At 38.1% G+C, this 16,702-nt stretch carries 17 protein-coding genes; 14 read left to right on the top strand and 3 right to left on the bottom strand.

What is annotated here, in order from left to right:
- Positions 1–73 precede the first annotated feature (73 nt).
- The 3 genes from V6256_RS16550 to V6256_RS10580 all read right to left on the bottom strand — a co-directional run bounded on the left by V6256_RS16550 (position 74) and on the right by V6256_RS10580 (position 1,536).
- The gene (locus tag V6256_RS16550; RefSeq protein ID WP_481133290.1) at positions 74–154 is read right to left on the bottom strand and encodes a hypothetical protein; all 81 of its coding nucleotides are present in this window, start codon (positions 152–154) and stop codon (positions 74–76) included.
- A 188-nt stretch (positions 155–342) separates the two neighbouring features.
- Positions 343–1,014 carry an alpha/beta hydrolase gene (locus tag V6256_RS10585; RefSeq protein ID WP_341598178.1) on the bottom strand — a complete coding sequence of 224 codons (672 nt, stop codon included), beginning with the start codon at positions 1,012–1,014 and terminating at the stop codon, positions 343–345.
- A 45-nt stretch (positions 1,015–1,059) separates the two neighbouring features.
- The gene (locus V6256_RS10580) at positions 1,060–1,536 is read right to left on the bottom strand and encodes an Lrp/AsnC family transcriptional regulator (RefSeq protein WP_481133289.1); all 477 of its coding nucleotides are present in this window, start codon (positions 1,534–1,536) and stop codon (positions 1,060–1,062) included.
- 254 nt (positions 1,537–1,790) lie between these two features.
- On the opposite strand from V6256_RS10580, the gene leuA reads away from it, so the two are divergent.
- The 14 genes from leuA to V6256_RS10510 all read left to right on the top strand — a co-directional run bounded on the left by leuA (position 1,791) and on the right by V6256_RS10510 (position 16,616).
- Positions 1,791–3,527, top strand: a complete 1,737-nt coding sequence (leuA, locus tag V6256_RS10575) for a 2-isopropylmalate synthase (protein ID WP_341598177.1) — start codon at positions 1,791–1,793, stop codon at positions 3,525–3,527.
- Positions 3,528–3,660: 133 nt separating this feature from the next.
- Positions 3,661–4,353: a response regulator transcription factor gene (locus V6256_RS10570; RefSeq protein ID WP_341598176.1), complete on the top strand. Its 693-nt coding sequence runs from the start codon at positions 3,661–3,663 to the stop codon at positions 4,351–4,353.
- A gap of 331 nt (positions 4,354–4,684) precedes the next feature.
- Complete coding sequence (locus tag V6256_RS10565; protein ID WP_341598175.1) at positions 4,685–6,796, top strand: TonB-dependent siderophore receptor; 2,112 nt, start codon at positions 4,685–4,687, stop codon at positions 6,794–6,796.
- Between the two features lie 236 nt (positions 6,797–7,032).
- Positions 7,033–9,243 carry a TonB-dependent siderophore receptor gene (locus tag V6256_RS10560; RefSeq protein ID WP_341598174.1) on the top strand — a complete coding sequence of 737 codons (2,211 nt, stop codon included), beginning with the start codon at positions 7,033–7,035 and terminating at the stop codon, positions 9,241–9,243.
- A 99-nt stretch (positions 9,244–9,342) separates the two neighbouring features.
- Entirely contained in the window at positions 9,343–10,014 is a 672-nt protein-coding gene (locus tag V6256_RS10555) for a Fe2+-dependent dioxygenase (RefSeq protein ID WP_341598173.1), read from the top strand.
- A gap of 244 nt (positions 10,015–10,258) precedes the next feature.
- Positions 10,259–10,894, top strand: coding sequence for a PepSY-associated TM helix domain-containing protein (locus V6256_RS10550; RefSeq protein WP_341598172.1), 636 nt, complete (start codon positions 10,259–10,261; stop codon positions 10,892–10,894).
- Between the two features lie 10 nt (positions 10,895–10,904).
- Complete coding sequence (locus V6256_RS10545; RefSeq protein WP_341598171.1) at positions 10,905–11,420, top strand: DUF2271 domain-containing protein; 516 nt, start codon at positions 10,905–10,907, stop codon at positions 11,418–11,420.
- Between the two features lie 56 nt (positions 11,421–11,476).
- Positions 11,477–12,310 (top strand): DUF4198 domain-containing protein, encoded by an 834-nt coding sequence (locus V6256_RS10540; RefSeq protein ID WP_341598170.1) that lies wholly within the window; start codon positions 11,477–11,479, stop codon positions 12,308–12,310.
- Positions 12,310–12,636, top strand: a complete 327-nt coding sequence (locus V6256_RS10535) for a hypothetical protein (protein ID WP_341598169.1) — start codon at positions 12,310–12,312, stop codon at positions 12,634–12,636. The genes V6256_RS10540 and V6256_RS10535 overlap by 1 nt, the downstream gene beginning before the upstream one ends.
- Complete coding sequence (locus tag V6256_RS10530) at positions 12,633–13,181, top strand: DUF6162 family protein (RefSeq protein WP_341598168.1); 549 nt, start codon at positions 12,633–12,635, stop codon at positions 13,179–13,181. Before V6256_RS10535 ends, V6256_RS10530 begins: the two co-directional genes overlap by 4 nt.
- Positions 13,182–13,229: 48 nt before the next feature.
- The gene (locus V6256_RS10525) at positions 13,230–14,132 is read left to right on the top strand and encodes a metal ABC transporter solute-binding protein, Zn/Mn family (RefSeq protein ID WP_341598167.1); all 903 of its coding nucleotides are present in this window, start codon (positions 13,230–13,232) and stop codon (positions 14,130–14,132) included.
- Positions 14,132–14,863 (top strand): metal ABC transporter ATP-binding protein, encoded by a 732-nt coding sequence (locus V6256_RS10520; RefSeq protein WP_341598166.1) that lies wholly within the window; start codon positions 14,132–14,134, stop codon positions 14,861–14,863. The genes V6256_RS10525 and V6256_RS10520 overlap by 1 nt, the downstream gene beginning before the upstream one ends.
- The gene (locus V6256_RS10515) at positions 14,863–15,738 is read left to right on the top strand and encodes a metal ABC transporter permease (protein WP_341598165.1); all 876 of its coding nucleotides are present in this window, start codon (positions 14,863–14,865) and stop codon (positions 15,736–15,738) included. Before V6256_RS10520 ends, V6256_RS10515 begins: the two co-directional genes overlap by 1 nt.
- 2 nt (positions 15,739–15,740) lie before the next feature.
- On the top strand, positions 15,741–16,616 hold the full coding sequence (locus V6256_RS10510) for an ABC transporter substrate-binding protein (protein WP_341598164.1): 876 nt from the start codon (positions 15,741–15,743) through the stop codon (positions 16,614–16,616).
- Positions 16,617–16,702: the final 86 nt, after the last annotated feature.

The raw sequence follows: 16,702 nt of genomic DNA, 5'->3' as shown, positions 1-16,702 counted from the left end.
CCTGTTACCATGGAATTTCAAAAAATAGGTGTGGTTTGCTAGACGCTTACATTTTTCCTGCGCAAAATTTAGATCACTTATTTAATATAATTGGTATTATTTTGCGACAACGACTGCAGTGGCATAAAAAGAACTTTTTAAAGTCACCTTTCATTGTAAATGTTACGGCGCCGCATAAACAAGATCCTGTGTGAGTCTCTGTCATTGGTCATTTCCCTTTAAGTTTGAATCCTAGTCTATTTGCTTAATTAATCTAGATAAATGTATTGAGTTTCCCAAACATAAATAAAGCTATCGGGATAAACTGTTACCTATATTTAAAACAAGATGAAAGGTATCAAATTACCCTAATTTTTCTTGGATCCAGTTAGCAATGTCGGTTAATTGTTCAAGGACAACCGTATGGGCCATCGGGTAAGTTTTCCATTGAGCGGGGTAATTTGCATTGACTAAGAGTTCATTGGCTATTTTACCTGCTTGCATAACAACCACTTCATCCTGTGTACCGTGCATTTGTAGGATAGGTGTTTGTTGATTTATTGCTGATAGGTCATCGGGTAATTTATCTGCAGTAGGTAAATAGCATGACATTGCTAAAACACCAGCTAATTTTTGCGGGTATCTTAAGCCGGTGAATAAAGCGACAACACCACCTTGGCTAAAACCAGCGATGATTATCTTATCTGCTGCAATCCCCTTATCAATTTGCTCTTGAATTAAAGCATCAAGTGATTGTTCAGACTCAAGTACGCCTTTCATATCGGCACGGTTATGTAGATTCATTTCTTTAATATCATACCAAGCGCGCATCACTGCACCTTGATTAATCGTAACGGCTTGCTCAGGAGCATGGGGAAAGATAAAGCGTATTTGATGATCTTTCGGTAATTTTAATACGGGAACGATAGGCGAAAACCCTGCACCAGAATCACCTAATCCATGTAGCCAAATAACGCAGCTGGTGGCTGTAGAAGTTGGCTCGACTATTATTTTATCTAGGGTTGTTGATGGCATGTTTTGTTCCTTTAACTAATCAATAAAGTGACTTGTAATTACAAACTAATCTAGTGGTAAGGCTGTTTTTTTAACAACTTCCCTTAACACAAAACTAGAGTGAACTCCGGTGACCCCTTCGAGTTTGGTTATGTGTCCTAGTAAAAACTGTTCATAATGTTGCATATCTCGTACTACCACTTTTAATAAAAAATCGGCAGATTGTCCTGTTACAATTAAACATTCTAATACTTCAGGCAATGCTGTAATAGAGGCTTCAAATTTTTCAAATCGTTCGGGAGTGTGCCTATCCATACTGATCCCGATCATCGCTGTTAAATTTAAGCCTAACTTTGCGCTTTTTAATAGGGTGACGTGTTTATCGATGATACCCGACTCTTCCAAGCGTTTAACACGGCGCGAACAAGGAGTTGGGGACAGTCCAATACTGTCTGCTAGCTCTAAATTACTAATACGAGCGTTTTCTTGCATTAATTGCAATATTTGTTTGTCTGTTCGGTCTAATTTGAGTATAGATTGCATATTAATCTCTAGTGTTGAAGTTAAAAACTAATTTTTAATTACATTGTAGTTATATATTGCAATATAATGTGTTTGTTGAGGCAACTTTGCAATCATTCTCTCAATAAAGTTCGCTATAGTTTGTTCATGGATAGCGAGCGACGTTTCTAACCGGAAACTGGGGGGCAACACTCTTACCAAGATGAGCCTACTCGCTAATTCGGATATCCATTTTAATAGTTAATACACTATCAATCGTTTTTAGGAAAAGTATTATGCCAACTAATAGTAACCAAGTTTCTAGCTTTAATCATAAAAAATATCGTGCTTTTACCCCAATTCAGAAAGCTGACAGACGTTGGCCGAATCAAGTTATCAAGGTTGCACCTGAGTGGTGTAGTGTTGATTTAAGAGATGGTAATCAAGCACTTATTGAGCCAATGAGCCCAAGTCAAAAGCTAGAGATGTTTAAACTATTAGTGGATGTTGGTTTTAAAGAAATCGAGGTTGGTTTCCCGGCTGCTTCTGCGCCTGACTTTGATTTTGTTCGTCAATTAATTGAACAAGATTTAATTCCTGATGATGTGACGATTCAAGTATTAACACAAGCGAGAGAGCCGTTAATTGCGCGTAGTTTTGAAGCTTTAAAAGGGGCTAAAAAAGCGATTGTTCATTTATACAATTCAACATCAACAGTACAACGTGAACAAGTTTTCAAAAAATCTCGTGAAGAAATTAAAGGCATTGCTATTCAAGGTGCACAATGGGTTAAAGAGATGGCTGCTGCGCAACCTGATACTCGTTGGTCTTTCCAATACTCTCCAGAGAGCTTTACTGGAACAGAAATGGATTACGCATTAGAAGTGTGTGATGCCGTGATTAATGTTTGGCAACCAAAACCTGACAATAAAGTTATTGTTAATTTACCTGCGACAGTAGAGGTTTCAACGCCTAACGTTTATGCCGATCAAATAGAGTGGATCAATGACAATATTAGCTTCCGCGATGCAGTAAGAATTAGCTTACACACTCATAATGACCGTGGTTGTGGTGTTGCTGCTGCTGAATTAGGTGTGTTAGCAGGGGCTGACCGTATCGAAGGGACATTATTAGGAAATGGTGAGCGTACAGGTAATATGGATATTGTCACAATGGCTATGAACATTTATAGCCAAGGTATTGATCCTGAATTAAATTTATCTGATATGGATCGTATTATCTCAACAGTAGAGCGTTGTACTCAATTACCTGTTCACCCTCGCCATGCTTACGCTGGAGAATTGGTATTTGCGGCATTCTCTGGTAGTCACCAAGATGCAATTAATAAATGTATGAGTATTGATGCTGAACAGCGTAAAGAAGATCCTAATGCACATTGGCAAGTTGCTTACTTACCGATTGACCCTCGTGATTTAGGACGTAGCTATCAACAGGTGATTCGTATTAATAGCCAATCAGGTAAGGGGGGGGTTGCTTACGTACTTGAGCAAGATTACGGTATTCAAATGCCACGTTGGATGCAGGTTGATTTTAGTCCATATATCCAGGCATTTGCTGAAGATAGTGAGGCTGAAGTTGGGCCTCAAATGATTAAAGAAATCTTTACTGGTACTTATTTAAACCCACAACAAACAGTGAAAGTGGCTAATTATCAGCTAAATCGCGAAGGAAGTGTTGATACTTTACAAGCGAAGTTACAAACACCTGATGCAATGGTTGAAATTGATGGTCATGGTAAAGGTGTGTTGGATGCATTTGTGAAAGGGTTAAGCCACAATATTCAAAACGATATTGTGTTAATTGATTACTCTGAGCATGCATTACCAAGTAAGTTTGGTGCTGAGAACCAGCAAGCAGAAGCGATGGCTTACGTACAAATTAGTATTCAAGGTAAACGTTATTGTGCGGCCGCTCAGTGTGGTGATATTGTAACCGCTTCTATGCAAGCAGTTGCTAATGCAGTAAGTCGTAGTGGTATTAACCTTAATCAAGCAACTTCATTGAGTGCTTAATACTTAACGTAGTAAAAAGGCTTTGTGGTTAAAGCCTTTTTCATTACCTATTTTTAAAACAATGATTGTAATCATTCAACCTTAAAAGTAAAATACGAATCATTATCGTTATTATTTTCTTTTAAGGTTTTTTATGTCTTTCATTGCGTTGATTAATAACATCTCGGAAAATCAAAAAGTAGCTCAAGCTTTAGAAACATCTTCTAAAGAGATTTCCTATCATAATGACGCTGAAAGTTTACTCGCTAACCTACAACAACAAAATGTTGAGTTAGTGATACTAGATGACCAGTCCTTACCTCACCAAGATATACTTGCTCTAATCCATAGAATTCGCCAAAAGGTTAGTACGCCAATCTTATTATTGTGTGAACCTACCGCTCATAAAATCGCCATGGATGCATTAAAATCTGGTGCAGATCTTTATCTTTATAAACCATTCTCTAGCGATAGCTTAATGGTGCATATAGAAGCCGTGCTAAGGCGTGTTGATTTAGAGAAGAAGCGCTTATCATTTGAGTGTTGTGGAGAACAATTTTCATCGATGATTTCTCGTTTACCGTTAACAGATACAGAAACCCAATTAGTACAATATTTAAGTCAGCGTAATGGCGATATTGTTTCTAAAGCGAGCTTACAAAAAAATGTCCTAAAAAAAGAACTCACTGCATTTGATCGTAACTTAGATGTACATATCAGTAATATTCGTCGCAAGATGAGTAAGGTGGGACTGTCGAAGTCACATATCAAAACCGTACACGGTAAAGGTTATACGTTTTCTGAACGAGTAAAACACTTGTCAGTTATTGCATTGTGTCTTTTGTAAGCAATCTAACCCTAATATTTCAATATAAGTGCCTGTCGTAAGGCACTCTATCAAGCGATCAAGTTTAGCCATGCATCACTAACTCTCCCCCAAGACTTCTTTTTGTCATTTTAGTTCCACTGATAAATGTAAATAATGTAATTTTGTTGTTATTGATTACTATTATCATATAAATTCTTTCTCATTGTTTCCATCTAACGAGATATTTTTACTCATATGGAATTGATTTTATTATTAAACCGACCTTATTAAATGAATATTCTGTTTAGGTAAAAGTATAAAGGAATAGGTCTTTTAAAGGTTGGCATTAAACACTTGGGAGAAGTGGAATATGTTTAAGCAAAGTCAGTTGGCTCTGTTGGTCAGCGCAGCACTCACGTCATCAATGCTTCACGCAGAAGCGGAAACGCAAGCTGCACCTGGTAAGTTAATGGTGGTTACTGGTGAGCAAGATAACTATAAAGTAGACAGCAGTAAAAGCTCAATGCGTATGGAGATGACACAGCTTGAAACACCTGGACAGGTAACTGTTATCGATGAAACAATAATTGATGAGCAACGAGCAACTAAATTAGGTGATGTGTTAAAAAATGATTCGAGTGTTTCTGCTGGTGGTGATAGCCGAAACCGTGAGCGCTTTTCATTACGTGGTTTTGAGTTAGGTAGTAGTAGCGGGTACTTGCGTGATGGTAAACAGCATTGGTCTCATTATCGTCAGCCTGTTGAGTTACTAGAATCTGTTGAGGTATTAAAAGGCCCTGCTGGTTTATTATATGGTCAATCAGCACCTGGTGGTCTTATTAACATGGTATCTAAAAAGCCAACAGCAGAAACACATGTTGTCTTTAGCCAAGATATTGGTTCAAATAATTCAACACGTACTTCATTAGATGTAAGTGGCGCATTAAATGAAGACCGTACACTTCGTAGTCGTCTAATTTTATCTAAACAAAATTATGACTCAGATCGTAGTTATAGTGATGGTTCTGAGCCTTCAACGGAGCGTTTTGTTGGTGGTTTATTTGTTGAATATGATATCAATGATGATGTAACAATATCTGCTCATTATGATCGTACAACTGATAATGGTGGCGTTGATTCAGGTGCTTATGTTGTCGATGGTAAATCGGTGCTAGGTGATGATTATATTTGGGATTCACAATGGTCAAACATTGATAATGAAGTAGAAAATATTGGCCTTGCTGTTGATGCGCAGTTAAACCAGAACTGGTCGCTAAACGTAAGCTATAATTATCAAGATTTTAAACGTCATGATGTTGAAAGTTACCCTACTGAAACGAGTTTTAATGGTACGAGTTATGACCAAGGTGGTAATGATCGTTCAGATAACTGGATTTTCCAAACAGCTAGTGCAGATTTAGTAGGTGAATTCCAAACGGGTAGTTTAGATCATAAACTTTTAATTGGGACTAACTGGTTAGGTTATAGTTATGATCGTGAACAGTACTCATTCAATAGCTCAACGACGACGGTTGGTGAACCAACAGCTTCTCCTACGATCGATACCTCAAAAAACGCGACAATAAGTAACTCTGAATACAATAACTATGGTTTTTATATACAAGACATGGTGACGATAAATGAGCAGTGGCAAGTATTAGGTGGTTTGCGTTATGACATAAAGGTTACACCTGGTGACAGTGGTGAGTCCGATGAAAAGCTAGATGCAATCGTGCCTAAATTAGCATTAATCTATCATCCAGTGAGTAATGGTTCAGTTTATGTTACCTACTCTGAAAGTTTTGAGCCTTTATCTGATGTAAATGATACAAAAGCAATAAACGATGGTGCGTCACTTGACCCAGTTACGGGTAAATTATACGAGTTAGGAACAAAGTGGGAGTTGTTTGATGATCGCCTATTTGCTTCTGGTGCAATTTTTGAAATTACTCAAGAAAACTCTACTATCAATGTCGGCCCTTCAGATGCATATGAAGTGACGCAAGCGGGTGAGCGTGTTCATCGTGGTGCAGAGATTGCCTTCCAAGGCAGCATTACTGATGCATTATCATTAAGTGGTACAGGTACTTATTTAGATGCTGAATACACTAAAGATGAAAACTACCAAGGTAATCGACCTGCAGATGTTCCTCGATTCTCTGCTAGCTTATGGTCTCGTTACCAAGTGGGCCAAGGCACTGACGTTAACTTAGGGGCTATTTACGTAGGTTCTCGTTATGGTGATGCTGCCAATACCTATAAAAAAGATGCTTACACACGCTTTGATTTAGGGTTGTCGCATACTTACCAATACGATCAAGATCTAGATCTGGTATTCCGCTTGAATGTAGAAAACTTACTAGACACTGAATACTATGCTGGTGGTGGTTCAACAAGTGACGATTACGAAAGCAATGGCGCTCAGAATGTAGTTGTTGGCGAAGGTCGTAACTTCATGGCAACAGTCCAAGTTCGTTATTAGTCATAGGATGCTTAAATAGCACTCTCTAGTGAGGGGCTAACAAAATATAAGCAAAATGTGTGAAAAAGCAGCTACTTAGTTAGCTGCTTTTTTTATTTCCCACCTTCAAATGTAAAGAATGTAAATTTATTTTGAGTGATAACTATTATCATATAGATTCCTTTTCACCTTTCCATAGCGCCTCAAGTCGCTTCATTCTCATTGTGGAAAATTATCTAAAAAGGAAATATTAGATCATGTCTAGCCAGTTCTTAAAACATACAAAACCCTTGACCACTTTAGCCGTAGGATCTGCATTAATTAGTGCGCTTTCTCCTGTTGCAATCGCCGAAGAAGTTCAAAGCGATACAACGAATATAGATGCCATTACCGTAGTCGGAAAATCGGAAGAAGGTATTAATGCGGTAGATAAAACAGCGACTAAAATGGATTTGTCTTTAAAAGACACAGGGCGATCTGTCGTGCAAGTGACAAAAGAACAAATTGAAGATACCGGTGCTCGTGACGTAAAAGATATTGCCGAATATGCTACTAGTATTAATACTAGCAGTACTGCAGACCGAAGGGTGATAATCCGCGGGATTGAAACAAATATCGATAGTTTTATGGTGAATGGTTTACGTTCAATGCAAGGCGGTGAAGCGGGTACAGGTTCACGCTCCCCAAGTACTTATAACGTTGAGTCTGTGACTATTTTAAATGGCCCAGATGCGATTTTATATGGCTCAGGTGTCGGTGGCGGTTTAATCAATGTGACCACTAAAAAACCAAAAGAAGAATCTGAAACTACATTAGGTTTAAATACGCGTAGTTATGTGTCAGATGACACAGGTAATTTTAAAAGAAATCAAGTTTCAGTTAATATTGATTCAACAGGTCCATTAAGTGAAAATGTATTGTATCGTGTTAATGCAGAGTTAACGCCTGATGGTGAGGAGTTCCAGGATGGGCGCTCAACAGATGAGCAAGCGATTGATGTATCTCTAACCTTTAAAGTCGGTGAAAATACTCGTATTACACCACGCTTTGAATACATTAACCGTGAAACAACCGGCGGTAGTAGTTATAGCGATGGTGTTATTACATCAAATATCGTAAACGGTACGCTAGGTAATACAACGGATAGTTTTGGTAGCATTATTGATCGCAGTGCTTATTACGGTAGCCCACTTGATAAAGGCGTAAATAAATCAACTACCTTTGAATTAAATGCAGAACATAAATTACAAAACTGGACGTTAAATGCTACCGCTGCAGCCGTAAAAACAGAATCTAGTGCGCAAGATTTATATGCTAGTACTAGTCTTGGTAGTCCTATTGGTGCAACCACTCTAGAAAGGAAATGGGTTTATTCTCAAGGTGAAGATGAATATCTATTACTTGATACGAATGCACAAGGTAAATTTGATACAGGAGCGTTAAAACATCACTTAATTACCGGTGTAAATGTACGAAACAAAAAAGTTAAGTTTGCTCGTAACTTCCAAGATAACGATGATGCATTAGGCGCGAATACGATCAATGTATTAGACCCTAGCGATCAAACTTATACATTAATGCCAGACTCACTAAAAGATGTTGATTATAAAACAACTACTGATGATGAGATTAACTTATACTTGAAGGATCGTATTAGTCTAGGTGACTTTACCTTAGCATTAGGAGTTGGTTATACACATTACAAAGGTGAAGAAAAAAGCGCAAGCGATGGTAGCTTTGACCAAACTGAATCGAACTTTATCTATGATGCTGGTATCGTTTATAAAGTAACTGACGATATGAATGTGTTTGCTTCATACAGCCAAGGATTTGAGCCAATAGATACTTCTACTTTAGTAGAATACGGCCAAGACGGTGTTGACTATAAACCAGAAGAAAGTGATAACTATGAATTAGGTTTCAAAGGTGATTTCTTTGATGAAAGATTAAGTACAAGTGTCACTTTATTCTACATTAATACTAAAAATGCCACTGATAAGATAGATGTAGGTGGTGATAAGGACGTATTGGTGCAACGTTCGGGAGAAAACTTCAAATCGACTGGGATTGAAATTAATGCATTGTTACGTGTAACTGATCAAATCACGAGCCAAATTAATTACTCATATACAGATGCATCAGATACAGATGGCGATGATGAGGGAGTTCAAGCTGATTACACCCCTTACAACTCGCTTTCTATTTGGAATAGTTATGCAATGCAAAGTGAACCAGTTCGTTTTGCTTTAGGTATGCGAGCTGAATCTGATAGTAATGATGGCGATTATAACGTACCTGGTTACGCAGAGTTTGATTTTGGAACATACTACGAACTTGATCAGTGGGATATTTCATTAGTTGTTCGCAATATGTTTGATAAGAGCCGCGTAGCTTCAACACCAAACGGTATACTAGTAGAAGGAAATGACCCACGTTCTATCAACTTAAACTTTAAATATCGTTTATAAGGTTTATTGTTAGGCTGTTTATGGCCTAGCTTATAAAACTTAATCTGGGTGAACATAATCAATGTTCGCCCTTTTTTATATGGAAGGTAGCACCCTATTATGATTACTATTCTTGATAATGTTCTGGATAAAGATGACTTAAAATTAATTCATGATTCTTTAGACAGAGGGCAGTTTTACGATGGCGCTGAAACAGCTGGTTGGGCCGCCAAATCAGTGAAAAAAAATAAGCAGTGGTATGCGGAGCCAGACTTAGAAGCGGAACTTTCTAATACAGTGACTCGAAAGTTAGTAGCGCACCCGCAATTTTCCACAACGACTTACGCGAAAAGAATTGCCCCTTTTCTGTTTAGCGAAAGTAGCTGCTCTGGAGGTTATGGTGATCATATCGATGATGCCTTAATGGGCGCGGAGTCAATCTTTAGAGCAGATCTCTCTTGTACTGTCTTTCTTTCTGATCCAGAAAGTTATAGCGGTGGAGAACTTGTGTTTAGTATCGGTGCAGAAACACTGCGCTATAAACTAAAAGCAGGGCAAGCCATTATTTACCCTTCAACAACATTACACCGAGTAGAGCCAGTTACAGAAGGAGTCCGTAAAGTAGGCATTATTTGGTTAGAAAGTTTTATTCGAAGTGCCGAGAAGCGTGAGATTCTTAATGATCTGGATCTGGCACGAAGAAACATCATGAGTACACAAGGTAAAAATGCCGCTTTTGATCAAATAAGTAAATCACATGCAAACCTGCTTCGTCTTTGGGCCGAAACTTAAACGGGGAATTTCTGTTTTAGTAAAGAATTTAACGTTCGCGGTGATGATTTACTTGATCTTAAGCGATGGATATTAAATCAGCGCATGATTTATAAAATAAATAACAATTAATTAAAGAACATTAAATAGGCACTTTATTGGTTTTAGCTTAAATGTAAAGAATGTAAATTTTATTATTTTTCAAATGATAATCAATTACATTCAACCCCCTATTTTTTACTAGTAAAAGAAAGTTATTACCTTAATGCTTAAATCGCTGAAACATAAAAAAGTACAATTATGGGCTCGACGCCTACATATATACGTTTCTATGGCATTGTTGTTAGTTGTCTTATTTTTTGCTATTACCGGGATAACCTTAAACCGCCCACACCTTTATATCAGTGATGATCCACAAATTGAACAGCAAGTGCTGAGCTTCCCATCGACTTTATTTACATTGCAAGAAAACAAATTAGAGGTAGATAAAGAAGGGGTCTTAGCTTTTTTATCTGAGCATACTAAGTTATCCGGACAACCTTCCTCTTTACAGTTATTTAGCGAAGTTGAGCAAGGGGAGTTACTCGAAGGTGAAATCTCCTTAGATTATAAAGGACCTGGCTTTAATAGCGTGGTTTTTATTGATTTAGTCAGCCAGCAAGCTGAAATTGAAACCACGCATTATGGGTTAGTTGCGGTATTAAATGATTTACATAAAGGCCGTGATAGCGGTGAGGTTTGGGCTTGGTTTATTGATATTAGTGCTTTCTTAATGGTGTTTTTTGCCTTAACTGGTGTGTGTTTGTTAGTGCCCAAGAAAAAGAGCTTTAGTTTGGGTTTAAAGTGGACCGCTTTTGGCTCGCTGATTAGTATTTTGATTTATTTGTTTGCTGTTCCATAGAGGGTTAAAAATGAAAATAATATGTTTAAGTGGCTTACTTTTAAGCTTGTGTATTGCTTTACCAAGCTGGGCTGAAAGTATCCCTGAGACTGCAAAAATGGATATTGAACTTGAATTACCCGATATTGATGCAAAGCCTTATGCGAGACCTTATGTTGCAGTATGGATAGAAAATGCACAACGTAAACCTGTACGTACCATACAGCTTTGGGTAGGAGAAGATGAATGGCTAAAAGATTTACGTAGCTGGTGGCGTAAAGTGGGTCGTAATGACCGTGCTGTTGTTGATGCAGTGACTTCTGCAACGCGACCTATTGGTAAATACCGCTTTAGTTGGGATGGCTTAGATCAGCAGGGGAGTCGTGTCGAACAAGGCGATTATACCTTCTACGTTGAAGTAGTAAGGGAGCATGGCGGACGCAATTATATTCGTCAAAAGATCCAGTTAGCAGAAAATGATTTTACTGTGGAATTAGAACCGACGGAAGAAACAGGGAAAATTACCTTAAATTATCAAAGTAAATAGTTCACTAGGTTAATCGATATAACCTTATTTCAATACTAATTAGGAAGAGAGATAAAATGTTAAATAAAAAAGTAAGCTTTGCAGTTGTTTTATGTTCAATGGTCGCCGGTTTAACGTTATCAAGTGTTGCTAATGCGCATCCTCGTTGGATTTTACCATCTCATTTTACTATTTCTAAAGAAGGCGGTGATTGGCTAGCATTTGATGTAACAGCTTCTCATGGCACCTTTGTTTTGGATAAACCAGCTGGTAGCGAAACAGCACAAATCGTAATGCCTGACGGTCGTCAAGAACGTCCTGATTTCGTTTTACGTGGCAAGCGTCGTTCAGTGTTTGATTTTCACTTTACTGAAGAAGGGACGCACAGAGTACAAGTAAATAATGTACCAAGTTATGTGACGCATTATAAAGTGGGTAAACGTGATACTCAAAAGCGCATCCGAGCAAATAAAGTGGATCGCGAGACTTTATTACCAAAAGATCCACGTGATGTAAGCACAACCGTTGCTTTTACTCGTGCTGAAACTTACATCACAGTAGGTAAGCCAAGCGAAGAAGCGTTCCCGTTAGAAGGTAAATACTTAGAATTAAAACCTATTACTAAGCCTGCAGATATTGTTGCTGAAGAACCAGTTCGTTTCCAGTTCTTCTTTAACGGTAAAGCACAAGCGGGTGTAAAAGTTGATATTACACGTGATGGAACATTATATCGTAACCAACAAGAGCAAATTGATGTGGTGAGTGATGAAGATGGCTTCATTGAATTCACGCCTGAAGTGGCTGGTCGTTACTTACTTAAATCATCATTCAAAGCACCATTAGCTGATAACCCATTAGCTGACAGCATGAATGCAAGTGTCCACCTTACTTTTGAAGCGGTATTACCATAGTGTTTACTCTTAACTTATTAAAAAAAGGCTTGATCACTGCTACTTTGCTCGTTGCAAGTAGTAGTGCCTTTGCACATTACCCATTGATGCAGTGCTGGTCAGTTGGTGACAAAATAGAGTGTGAAGCCGGTTATAGTGACGGTAGTAAAGCCGTTGATTACGACGTCAGTATGTATGATTATGATGATAACTTAATTGCCAAAGAAACGACGGATAAACGTTCAATTGCGACCTTTGAAAAAATGGTCGATGAGTATTATCTGGTATTTGATTCAGGGCATGAATACCCTGTTGAAGTTGATGGTGTAGAGATAACAGAGAAATGATTGTACAAGCCGTAGTAAGTAAAAATCGAGGTAATGAAGGTTACTGGATTGCTTTCTTATGTGCTTTTATCCTTGTCGCAGGGGCATTATTATTGCCCTTCAACAAGGCTCATCAGGCACACTCAAACTTAGCCAAACATCAAGTGATGGTGACTGCGTTAGATTCAAAACCCTTAGCGATGATCTCTGAATTACGTTTAGCCTTTGAAGAGATACATTATGCTTATCAAGCTAATCAATCTTGGCCATCAGTAACTGAATTAGAAGAGCAGTGGCTTCCTCCCTTTGTTAAAGATAAAAGTTGGGAACATCAAGGTAAGTACCAATGGTCTTTAATTGCCCCTGGATTTTATCAAGGCAAACCGGCCGAAGTTGGCACTCGTTACTTATTGAATAGTACTCAAGAACAGGTTGATATTTGGTTTCAGCTTGACGCTTCTAATACATTGTTACCGTCTAACTTTAAGCTAGAAGACTTGATTAATAATGGTTGGACTCAAGTTGTGTTTACTGCTGTAGAAAATGAAACAGCGCATCAGCATTAACATCTCTTTTCACTTTTCTTTATCTTAATTAAACCGAGATTCTTAGCCATGTTTAAAAAACGCTTTCTTATCTTTTTATTGATCTTCTGTAGTAGTTTAAGTTACGCACAGAAATTGGTGGTTGGTATTACACTCCAACCTTATTTTAGCTACGTTAAAGCTGTCGTTGGCGATAAAGTTGAGGTATTACCTTTAGTTGATGAAGGTTTTAATCCTCATAATTATCAGCCACAAGCTAATGATTTACGTCGCTTGAATGAAATGGATGTCATTGTAATCAATGGCATTGGACATGATGACTTTGCTTTGAAAGTGATTAAAGCAGCGGATCGTAGTGACTTGATCATCGTTAAGGCCAATAAAGACGTTCCTTTATTACCAGCGATGGGCCAATCAGTGGGTAATGGAGTAGTTAATCCTCACACTTTTGTTGGTGTTGCTACTACTATTCAAAAAGTCTATACGATAGCCAATGAAATGGCCAAAATTGATCCTGATAATGCAATCTATTACCGCAAAAATGCACGTGCTTACGCATTAAAGTTTAGAAAAATGAAGCACCAAGCTATGCTGGAATTAAGCGATATTAATACCGCGGGAATGAAAGTGGCAACAACACACAATGCGTACGGTTATATTCTACAAGAATTTGGCGTTGAAGTTTCTGCGGTTATCGAGCCTGCTCACGGTGTTGAACCGAGTGCCAGCCAACTACAAGAAACCATCGAAAAAATTAAAACATCAGGCATTGATGTTTTATTTTATGAGTTAAATATGCCTAATAGATACGTGGATACTATCGAAAAAGAAACGGGCATTAAGTTATATCGATTCTCGCACATGACACACGGTGCCTATACAACTGAAAAAGTTGAAGTTGAAATGCAACAAAATATAGACACCTTAGTGGAAGCAATGAAGTTTACTGCAGCACAAAAAGAGGGCAAGTAATGGGGCCGTCAATTTCAATTAATAATGTCAGTTTACGATATGAAAATAACATTATTTTAGAAGATATATCAACAGTACTAGAAGCTGGGCAGTGCCATGTTGTCATGGGGCCTAATGGAGGTGGTAAAACATCATTATTACGCTCTCTGCTTGGGTTAACGCCTTTTAAAGGGAAAATTAACGTTCATTGGTCTGATAAAAAAGGCAATATTGGTTATGTCCCTCAAAAAGCGGCTTTTGAACCTAGTTTACCACTGACTGTATTAGATTTTATTCTGCTTAATCAAACCCGGACACCGCTTTTTTTTAACTTTAATAAAAAACATAAAGCAAAGGCATTGCAACAACTCGCTCGTGTGGGAATGGAAGATCGTGCTCTGTTAAGAATGGGCCAATTGTCCGGTGGTGAACAGCAACGTGTTTTATTTGCTCAAGCATTGTTAGATGATCCTGATTTACTCATTTTAGATGAACCAACTAATGGAATGGATGAAAATGGCGTACGTTATTTTGAGTCACTGATTGCTGAGCTTGTGAAGGAAAAAAAGACCATTCTAGTGGTGCATCATGATATTAGTGCTGTGCGACGCCTTAAAGCAACCGTACATATTGTTAATGGTAAGTTATTAGAAAGCGGTGATGCTGAAAGCGTATTGCAACCTACCAAGATTGAGCGCTTATTTAATCATTATCGTAGTAATAGCGCGAATATAAAAAGTGAGGTCGCATAATGGAAACATTACGTTTATTAGCTAGCCAAGGAGCACAAGCAGGTTGGCTAAGTGAAAGCTTTTCTTATGCATTTATGGTTAATGCTTTAGTCGCTGCACTATTAGTAGGGCCGTTATTAGGTGGATTAGGGACACTAGTCATTGCGAAGCGCTTAGCCTTCTTTTCAGAAGCAGTGGGCCATGCTGCCTTAACCGGGATTGCTATTGGCGTCTTGTTGGGTGAACCACCAGAAAATCCAATCATTGGTTTATTTTGTTTCTGTATGATCTTTGCTTTGTTATTACACTTTGTGAGAAATCGTACCGCAGTACCCTACGATACACTCGTCGGTGTTTTCCTTGCTGTCGCATTAGCGGGCGGAGCTGCATTGTTAATGTATGTCGCACGAAAAATTAATATTCATATGTTAGAGAATGTATTATTTGGTTCGATATTAACCATTACTGACTTTGACTTATTGGTATTAGGTGTTAGTTGCTTACTCATTATCGTTGGATTAATGTTTACCTTTAATCGTATTTTATTAGCCTCAATAAGTCCTGATATTGCTAAGGTACGAGGTCATAATACGCATTTTTATGATTATTTATTTGTGATGATGGTGACTCTGGTGACCATTGCTGCGGTTAAAATTGTAGGCGCTGTATTAGTGGGGGCTTTATTATTGATTCCTGGTGCAACAGCACGTCTTATGACTAAAAACATGGGAAGCTTTGTTTTATTGTCATCTTTCTTAGCAACTTTGAGTTGTATTATTGGCACCTTGTTACCTATGGAGTTGAAATGGCCTATCCCATCAGGCGCATCAATTATATTGGTATCAGCTACTTTCTTTTTAATTGCTACGGTTTACCGTATTTTCGGCAGGAGTTAACCATGAAAAGATATATTCGATTTTTTGCGATGATCTTAGTGTTACTTCCAACACAGTTATTGGCTAAAGATATCCTTACTACTACGCCAGTTACTTATATGTTGGCGACACAGTTGATGAAGGGAAGTGCCATTACGACAACCTATTTAGCACCTAAGCGTTACGGTATTGAGCGTCTAAATAATTGGTATGCGAGTAAAGGGGAGGCGAAGGTCGCTGAAGCGGCTAAAACGTCAACCGTTGCTATTACCTTAAAGGCATTATGGCCGCAGGATCCGTTATTTATTTATGCGCGTCAGGGGAATATCAAATTAATTGAAATTGATGCGTCACAATCTCTATCACCTCGCTCTCGCGGTATTGCGACAGTGAAGTCTGAACAGGGGGAACAATCTATTTATGCTTGGTTAAACCCGAATAACTTGAGCACAATGTTAAGTATTGTTAGTGAAGATTTAAAACGTGTTTGGCCAAATTATGCGGAATTAATTGAGAAAAACCAGCAGCAACTATTAATCGATATTCGGCATTTAATTAATCAGCAACAGCAGGTTCTATTCGATAATGAAATTGATTCTGTGGTGCTGTTATCTGATCAATTAGAAGATTTCTCATCTGCCAATCAATTATTCGTGGTAAAGCGATTATTTAAGGAAGAGCTAGAGTGGACCGATCAAGATAAAACAGATCTGAAAAATCTATTAGCTGAATCGCCTGAGTTATGGTTATTAACAACAAAAAAAGTATCTCAGCAACTACGTACATTATTGCCTGATTTCACTAACATATTAGTGATTGATAGTATTGATCGTTGGGGCAGTAAAGGAATTACCTTAGAAGCACCTTTTCAACGTTGGTTATTTGCCACAGCTGAGTAAACTACTACTGGTTAACCTGATGTCAGGTTAACCAGTTTAACCTTTAAAGCCGGTTAGCGAGCTTTACGTTCTCTTTAAAATTACCG

Origin of the sequence: Psychromonas aquatilis, from assembly GCF_038155185.1 — a bacterium.
Classification (GTDB): domain Bacteria; phylum Pseudomonadota; class Gammaproteobacteria; order Enterobacterales; family Psychromonadaceae; genus Psychromonas; species Psychromonas aquatilis.
The sequence above is the reverse complement of the archived record's forward strand: the minus strand, read 5'-3'. Positions and strand labels throughout refer to the sequence as shown.